Origin of the sequence: Microcoleus sp. A2-C3 (assembly GCF_036706065.1) — a bacterium.
Classification (GTDB): domain Bacteria; phylum Cyanobacteriota; class Cyanobacteriia; order Cyanobacteriales; family Microcoleaceae; genus Microcoleus.
Window position 1 is genome coordinate 32271 of the sequence record NZ_JAUBVX010000057.1, and the last position, 8788, is coordinate 41058.

Genomic DNA, 8788 nt, shown 5'->3' on the forward strand with positions numbered 1-8788 from the left:
AAATTTTTGTTTAAAATGACTAGACGCTATAATTAGCAAGAGTTTGAACTAAAGCAATTTCTTATAGTAGCTATTTTTATTACAAATTTGACAAAAGTTTGTTATCAATTTGACAAATAGAGTCTATATAATAAATGTCTAATAAATTTTCAAAATGACGGAGAAAAAATATGAGCTTTTCCCCTGAGCTTCTTAAAGGCCAAAAAGCTCTGGTAACGGGCGGAAGTTCTGGTATCGGCGAAGCGATCGCCCGTGCTTTAGCTCTAGCAGGCGCATCTGTTGCAGTCAATTACCACTCGGAAGCTGAAGACGCGCAGAAAATTGTCGAGGATATCAAAGCCGGGGGTGCAGAAGCGATCGCCATTGGTGCCGACGTTAGCAAAGAAGACGAAGTTAAGGCTATGTTCCATCAGGCGATCGAGGAATTTGGTACGATCGACATTCTGGTTAATAACGCAGGTCTGCAAAAAGATTCGCCCTTTACAGAAATGACACTCGACCACTGGAATCTGGTCATTGGAGTCAACCTAACCGGACAGTTTTTGTGTGCTCGCGAAGCTGCCAAAGAATTTATACGGCGGGGCGTACAACCTCATATTTCTGCCGCTGCGGGCAAAATTATTTGCATGAGTTCAGTACATGAGGTAATTCCTTGGGCGGGTCACGTCAACTATGCTGCTAGTAAAGGCGGTATTAATATGATGATGCGGAGTATTGCTCAAGAACTCGCACCCCAGAGAATTCGAGTTAATAGTATTGCGCCAGGGGCTATCAAAACACCAATCAATACATCAGCATGGAATACACCAGAAGCCGAAGCAAAGTTATTAAAACTTATTCCTTATAATAGAGTGGGAGAAGTAGAAGATATCGCTAAAGCTGCTGTTTGGCTTGCTTCTGATGACTCGGATTATGTCTGCGGTGAAACGCTATTTGTGGATGGCGGCATGACGTTGTATCCAGGGTTTGCTGCCGGCGGCTAATCGAGATTATGCAATCTGAAATATTCTCGGATAACTGCAATGGATGCTGAACAGAAACGAATTCAAGAAAACAGCGAAATGAAAGCGCACTGGAACCGCTGGGGTTCTTATTTAAGCGATCGCCAGTGGGGAACAGTCCGCGAAGATTATTCGCCCAACGGTACGGCTTGGGAGTATTTCCCTCACGATGCGGCGCGATCGCGCGCCTACCGCTGGGGTGAAGATGGATTAGGGGGATTTTGCGATCGCCACGGTCAACTTTGCTTGGCGTTAGCAATGTGGAACGGCCGAGATCCTATTTTGAAAGAGCGTTTATTTGGACTTACAAACAGTCAAGGAAATCACGGAGAAGATGTCAAAGAATACTACTTTTATTTAGACAATACCCCAACTCATTCTTATATGCGCTGGCTGTACAAATATCCGCAGCAAGCATATCCTTATACCTTGTTGGTTGAGGAAAATGCTAGGCGCGACAAATCTCAACCAGAATTTGAGTTGATGGATACAGGAATTTTTGAGGGCGATCGCTATTTCGACATCGTTGCTGAATACGCCAAAGCATCCCCAGAAGATATTTGCATTCGGATCAGCACTACTAACCGAGGTTCAGAAACAGCAACCCTTGACTTATTGCCGACTTTATGGTTTCGCAATACTTGGTCTTGGACTGATAGCAAAAAATCAGCGTATGTGGCTCGATCGGGCGATGGAGTTATCAAAGCTCACCATCCAAAATATGGCGATCGCTGGCTATTTTGTCAAGACAATCCTCCCCTGTTATTTACTGAAAATGAAACCAACCTACAGCGCCTCTACGGTGTCGCCAATACCTCACCTTATGTTAAAGATGCTTTCCACGAATTAATCGTTCACAATCGCCAAGAAGCTGTCAATCCCGCTCAAATTGGTACTAAAGCTGCCGCCCGCTATCACCTAAAAATTGATCCAGGAGAAACCGCAGTTATTCAACTCAGATTTACTGATGTTTATACCAACAATCCTTTTAGCCAAGAGTTTGCAGACACCTTCATTCAAAGGCAAAAAGAAGCCGATGAATTTTACGAATCCCTAACTCCAAATCTTGAGGAAGATGTCCGCAACGTACAGCGTCAAGCCTTTGCTGGCTTATTGTGGACTAAACAGTTTTACGCCTACGATGTTTGCACTTGGTTGCGAGGCGATCCAGCAGAACAAATACCGCCGACGCAGCGTTTAAATGGTCGCAATTCGGACTGGCGAAACTTCTATGCAGAAGAAGTCATTTCCATGCCAGATACATGGGAATATCCTTGGTTTGCAGCCTGGGATTTGGCATTTCACTGCATACCGATCGCCTTAATCGATCCCAATTTTGCCAAGCGCCAATTGCTGCTGCTAACTCGCCAGTGGTATATGCACCCAAACGGTCAAATTCCGGCCTATGAATGGGCGTTTGGAGATGTTAACCCACCCGTGCAAGCTTGGGCGGCATGGCGAGTTTATAAAATTGAACAAAAGCGAGTAGGTAAAGGCGATCGGGACTTCCTAGAACGGATGTTTCACAGACTGCTGCTCAATTTTATTTGGTGGGTAAACCGCAAAGATCCGCAAGGTGCAAATTTGTTTCAAGGTGGCTTTTTAGGCTTAGATAATATTGGGGTATTTGACCGCAGTAAACCCTTGCCAACTGGCGGCCATTTGGAACAAGCAGATGGTACTGCATGGATGGGAATGTTTTCGTTAAATATGTTAGCAATCGCCTTAGAACTTGCCCGCGAAGATCAAGTTTACTCGGACATGGCGATCAAATTTTTTGAACACTTCCTTCACATAGCCGATGCTGTCAACCATGTTGGTTCCCAAAAAATCGGTTTGTGGGATGAGGAAGATGGGTTTTATTACGATGCCCTGTCTCAGCCTAACGGTGAATGTTCCTTGCTAAAAGTCCGCTCAATGGTGGGGATGACGCTACTATTTGCCGTCGATACCCTGGAAAGTGACTTATTAGAAATAGTGCCGGGATTTAAAGAGCAAATCGATTGGTTTATGAAGAACCGCCCGGAACTGACAAATAATATTGCTTGTATGGAAATTCCCGGAGTCGGTGAGCGTAGGCTGCTTTCAATTACCACCCCCGAAGGATTGCAGCGCGTCCTCAAAAGGCTGCTAGATGAAAATGAATTTCTCTCCCCTTACGGCATCCGTTCCCTCTCTCGCTATCATTTAGAACATCCGTTTATTTTTGAGTGGGATGGCATTAAATATCAGGTAGACTATGAGCCTGCTGAGTCTACGACTGAGCAATTTGGTGGCAACTCAAACTGGCGCGGCCCGATTTGGTTTCCGTTGAATTTCTTATTAATTGAATCGTTGCAAAAATATTACCATTATTTCGGTGATGACTTCAAAGTAGAATTTCCTACTGGCTCTGGAATTATGATGAATTTATGGGAAGTTGCCTTGCAATTAGAGCAGCGACTCAATAGCATTTTTCTCAGAGGTAAAGATGGTAAAAGACCAGTCTATGGCGGTTTGGAAAAGTTTCAAAACGATCCTCACTGGCAGGATTTGATTTTGTTTCACGAATACTTTCACGGCGACAACGGTGCAGGATTGGGCGCGTCTCACCAGACGGGATGGACTGCTGTGGTGGCGAAACTGATCCAGCAAGTGAGTGACAAACCATGAAGCTAACAATGTTTTGTTTAAATCGATATTTATACCAATTTCATAAAGTAGCGCTAGATATTACCCCCCCCCAACCCCCCCTTATTAAGGGGGGGAGCTAAAACTTCATCCATACCACATCTTTAGAAAAATGGTATTAGATATGAAATTGGCAATTTTCAGCAAACCGTATTGCCCTCTAACCATAAAGACAAGATTGGTTTGTAGTGAGGACTTTAGCCCGCAATTATATAGCAATCCTAAATCATTTGTGAATTTCTTACTCCCTCCCCTTGCTAAGGGGAGGGTTGGGGTGGGGTAAAAAGTTTACGACTCATTTAGAATTGCTATAAGGACTAAACTCCTCACTACGAACCTGTGAATTGTTGATACTTGACAATTGATTGGAGATGATATAATTTACTGATTCCGTAAGGACAAACCAATGCCTGCTCTACCTCTCAATAGCGAAAATCTACCTTACCCAGATCCGCTCCATCCGATTCTTGTCCACTTTGTAATTGCGATGGTAATTTTCTCGTTTTTCTGCGACGTTGTGGGATATTTCACTCGCAATCACCGCTTGTTTGAGGTGAGTTTCTGGAACTTGTTTGTGGCGACAGTTTCCATATTCCTAGCTGTGATGTTCGGTCAGTTTGAAGCTGGTTTGTCGCAACCTTACGAGGTGGTTAAGCCGATACTGAATTTGCACACGATTACGGGATGGTCACTGGCGACAATTCTGGCGGGAATTATGGGTTGGCGCTTTGTAATTCGCAGGCGCAATCCCTTGAAAGTACCGCCGGCTTATCTGGGGGCGACAACTTTTTTGAGTTGCTTGGTTTTATTTCAAACATATCTGGGAACTCGGCTGGTTTGGGTTTACGGGTTGCACGTAGAGCCGATTGTTGAAGCGACGAAAAGAGGGATTTTGCAATGAATTCGCAACTTGTGCAGCAACTTGTAGATCAATTGGGGTTCAAGCTAGGTGCAAATAGACTGCCCTACGAAGTGCCAATTCATCCGAATTTGGTGCATTTTACCCTTGGTTTGTTTATAATTGCCATCTTGTTTGATATAGCAGGAAATCTTTTTGCGTTAGAAAGACCGATATTGAAATTTTTGGCAATCCCTGCGCTCCGATCGGGCTTTTATGATGTGGGCTGGTACAATTTGGTGGCAAGTGCGATCGTCACATTTTTTACTGTAGCAGCCGGATTTTTCGAGATTCTGCTCGCAGACCCCCCGGCGAATGTCAAGAGTGCGTGGGGATTGGGTGCTGCGCCGACGATGCTATTGCACGGTTTGGGCGGAGTTTTGCTGTTGGGGGCGATCGTGGCTCTGACCGTGTGGAGGGGGTTTCAGCGCTACCGCTGGCGCAAAGAAGCCAGCAGACAAGTGCAGTGGAGCTATTTGCTAGCAGGGGTTGTCATGCTGGGTTTACTATTCGTTCACGGGACGCTGGGAGCACACATGGGAGACCAGTTTGGGATTCACAATACCGCTGCGGGTTTGCTCCGACAGGGATTAAATCCTAGATAAGACGGCGGTTGAAACCGCGTCTACACAAACGATGTCCGCCTCCGCGGACGGAAGAACATCAAGAAATGTTAACCGCGCATTCTTCAACCCGCGCACCATCCGGGTTTTGTCTGTGTAGACGCGGTTTCAACCGCCCGGTCTTATTTAAAAGATGCAAAATTATGAAAATTTTTAATAGCTTGCTATTGGCGATCGCGATCGCCTTAGATATGATAGCCAGCCACTGGGTGGGACAGCAGGCCTATTCTTGGATGCCCAGTCAGGGAACAGCAGAAGCCAAACAAGTTGACAATCTGTTTAGCTTCTTGGTGTCGATCGGAACGTTTATTTTTATCGGAATTGCTGCCATTATCCTCTATTCTATCCTCACTTCCCGCGCCCCGAAAGGAGACTTCAGCCACGGTCATCCTGCGAGGGGAAATTGGAAAATTGAGATTCTTTGGGTAGTGGTTCCGGTGTTGTTAGTGACGTGGATTGCCGCTCAAAGCTACATGATTTATCAGAAAATCAACATCCAAGGTTTGACGCCGATCGCCCACTTGCACATGGCTCTAGAAGAACCTGTTTATGCCGCCAGCAAACCCACGGAAAACAACAACAATCCTAAACCAGTTGCTGAAAATATTGAGGTAATTGCTAAACAGTGGTCTTGGTCTTTCCGCTATCCGCGCCAGAATGTTACCAGTACAGAATTGCACCTACCAGTTAATCAAAATGTGCGGCTGACATTGCAATCACTAGATGTTATTCACGGTTTCTACGTTCCTGAATTCCGCATCAAGCAAGATATCATTCCCAACCGCAGTATTAATTTTGTGTTTGCGCCGATCCGAGAAGGCAAATATCGGTTGAGAGATTCTCAATTCAGCGGTACTTACTTTGCCCTAATGGATGCGGATGTGTACGTTGAATCCCCCGCAGCTTACGATCGCTGGCTGACCAAAGCTGCGACACAATCGCCAACTGCTGCAAGCAATCAGGCGGTTTCCGAACACACAAAGCAAGTGCAGAACGCCAGAGGCAGCTTCTGGCCAACTGTGAAACCGGCTGCGCCTCCTGTGGTGAATCATCCCAACTGATCGGGAGCATCTCCTGCATTGCAATAAAATACGCGAGCGAGGACGATCGCACTATTATATATAAATCAATACGGTTCATTTAAGACAGATCCCCCCTAACCCCCCTTAAAAAGGGGGGGACAAGATTCCGATCAAAGTCCCCCTTCTTAAGGGGGATTTAGGGGGATCTCCGGGGCATAAATATGTTAAGTGAACCGTATTGATATATCAATGCAAAACACCAGATGCTCCCAAGTGATCGAACTATTCGGCAAAAAACAGAATTTTCTCTTGATTAATAACTAACAACTGAAAAATGACAAATAACTCGATTGAAAACATAGCCAACGGTGGCGATCGTGAAAGCGATCGCAGCGAAAATCCGATTGATTGGCGGCGCTACATCAGCTTCAGCAAAGATCACAAAGTTATCGGCATTCAGTACCTAATTACTGCTTTTATCTTCTTTTTAATCGCGGGTTTATTCTCGATGATTATACGCGCCGAACTGATCACTCCAGCATTAAATCTAGTCGATCGCCCGCTGTACAATGGCTTATTCACCATGCACGGGACAATAATGATCTTCCTGTGGGTTTTCCCCTGCATGGTGGGTCTAGGCAACTACCTGATACCGCTGATGATCGGGGCGCGGGACATGGCGTTTCCCCTCCTCAATGCCATCTCCTTCTGGATAATTCCCTTCGCAGGCATCCTGCTGATTTCCAGCTTCTTGCTACCCAGCGGCACCGCCCAGGCCGGCTGGTGGTCTTACCCGCCGGTCAGCATCCAGAACCCGTCAGGCGATTTAATCAACGGCCAATTTATCTGGCTGGTGAGTGTGGCGCTGCTAGGCATTTCGTCGATTATGGGGGGAATTAACTTCGTAACGACGATCGTCAGAATGCGAGCACCGGGCATGACTTGGTTCCGAATGCCAATCTTTGTGTGGACGGTTTTGAGCGCCCAGTTGCTGCAACTATTTTGTCTACCAGCCCTGACTGCCGCTGCGGTGCTGATGTTGTTCGATTTAGCCTTGGGGACAACCTTTTTCGATCCTTTTAACGAAGGTAGCCCGATTCTCTACCAGCACTTATTCTGGTTTTACTCGCACCCCGCAGTTTACGTGATGGCGCTGCCGGCCTTCGGTATTTTCTCGGAGATTTTGCCGGCTTTTTCCCGCAACCCTTTGTTTGGCTATAAATCCGTAGCGATCGCATCCTTTGCAATTTCTCTACTCAGCATCTTCGTTTGGGTACACCATATGTTCGCCAGCGGCACTCCCGGCTGGATGCGGATGTTGTTCATGTTCTCCACCATGTTAGTCGCCGTGCCGACTGGCGTTAAGGTATTCGCTTGGACTGCTACCGTTTGGGGCGGAAAGCTGCACTTGGAAACGCCGATGCTGTTTGCCTTGGGTGGGGTAGTCATGTTTCTGTTCGGCGGCATCACGGGCGTTATGCTGGGGGCAGTGCCTTTTAATCTGCACGTAAATAATACTTATTTTATAGTCGGCCACTTCCACTACATTGTGTTCAACACCATCACAATTGCGATTTTTGGAGCAATTTACTACTGGTTTCCCAAGATGACTGGGCGGATGTACGCCGAGGGCTGGGGCAAAATCCACTTCTGGCTGACTTTTATCGGCGCTAATCTGACTTTCTTTCCGATGCACCCGTTGGGCTTGCAAGGGATGGTGCGCCGGGTTGCTTCCTACGATCCGCAATACCAAGGCTTGAACGTCATTGCCAGTTTGGGGGGATTTCTGCTGGGGGTATCGACGCTGCCTTTTATCGTCAATATGGTAGTTTCCGCGTTGCAGGGCCCGAAAGCAACTAACAATCCTTGGCACGCTACGGGGTTGGAGTGGACTGTTTCTTCGCCGCCGCCTGTTGAGAATTTTGCCCAGATTCCGATTGTGACTTTGCCGCCGTACCACTATGTCGATTCTCCCGATCGCATTACCCAGGCTTCTACTCAAGAATAGCTGCAATTGCAACCGCTGATTTCAGGCGGATAAACACAGATTATAGCCTTTCTCAAAAAGATGAGGTACGCGAACGGCATAGGGCATAGGGCATAGGGCATAGGGCATAGGGCATAGGGCATAGGGCTATCCTAACTTTTTTGATAACCGCTATAACGCCGATATTTTCAAGCATTAAAATCGATTGAATGCTAGAGGTATTTTCTTCCTGATGACTGATGACTAATAACTAAGCTGTTCGACATTCAAACTGCACTATTGGTGGGCTAGACCCCATACTGCAAGGGGTTGAGGCAATAAATTTAAATGACTAACAGCTTAATGACCAATGACTAATAACTAATGACGAATAACTAATGACGAATGACCAATGACTAATGACCAATGACTGAGGGCGGGTTTTGCCATGTTTTTAGTCATTTGTATCATATATTCTTAGCTAAACCCGCCCCTACAAAATGCTAATGACTAATGACTACTGAATGAGAATGAGGGCGGGTTTTGCCATGTTTTTAGTCATTTGTATCATATATTCTTAGCTAAACCCGCCCCTACAAAATGCTAAT

At 46.1% G+C, this 8788-nt stretch carries 6 protein-coding genes; all 6 read left to right on the forward strand.

Translation table 11 applies throughout. From position 1 onward, the window contains the following. Positions 1 to 170 precede the first annotated feature (170 nt). The 6 genes from QUB66_RS24515 to ctaD all read left to right on the forward strand — a co-directional run bounded on the left by QUB66_RS24515 (position 171) and on the right by ctaD (position 8222). Positions 171 to 983, forward strand: a complete 813-nt coding sequence (locus QUB66_RS24515; RefSeq protein WP_332970020.1) for an SDR family oxidoreductase — start codon at positions 171 to 173, stop codon at positions 981 to 983. Between the two features lie 39 nt (positions 984 to 1022). Next, on the forward strand, positions 1023 to 3653 hold the full coding sequence (locus tag QUB66_RS24520; protein ID WP_332970019.1) for an MGH1-like glycoside hydrolase domain-containing protein: 2631 nt from the start codon (positions 1023 to 1025) through the stop codon (positions 3651 to 3653). 424 nt (positions 3654 to 4077) lie between these two features. Continuing rightward, positions 4078 to 4572: a DUF2231 domain-containing protein gene (locus QUB66_RS24525; protein ID WP_332970018.1), complete on the forward strand. Its 495-nt coding sequence runs from the start codon at positions 4078 to 4080 to the stop codon at positions 4570 to 4572. Then, on the forward strand, positions 4569 to 5174 hold the full coding sequence (locus QUB66_RS24530; RefSeq protein ID WP_332970017.1) for a DUF2231 domain-containing protein: 606 nt from the start codon (positions 4569 to 4571) through the stop codon (positions 5172 to 5174). The genes QUB66_RS24525 and QUB66_RS24530 overlap by 4 nt, the downstream gene beginning before the upstream one ends. A 161-nt stretch (positions 5175 to 5335) precedes the next feature. Continuing rightward, positions 5336 to 6253: a cytochrome c oxidase subunit II gene (locus QUB66_RS24535; RefSeq protein WP_332970016.1), complete on the forward strand. Its 918-nt coding sequence runs from the start codon at positions 5336 to 5338 to the stop codon at positions 6251 to 6253. Between the two features lie 295 nt (positions 6254 to 6548). Next, positions 6549 to 8222, forward strand: coding sequence for a cytochrome c oxidase subunit I (gene ctaD / locus QUB66_RS24540; protein ID WP_332970015.1), 1674 nt, complete (start codon positions 6549 to 6551; stop codon positions 8220 to 8222). Positions 8223 to 8788: the final 566 nt, after the last annotated feature.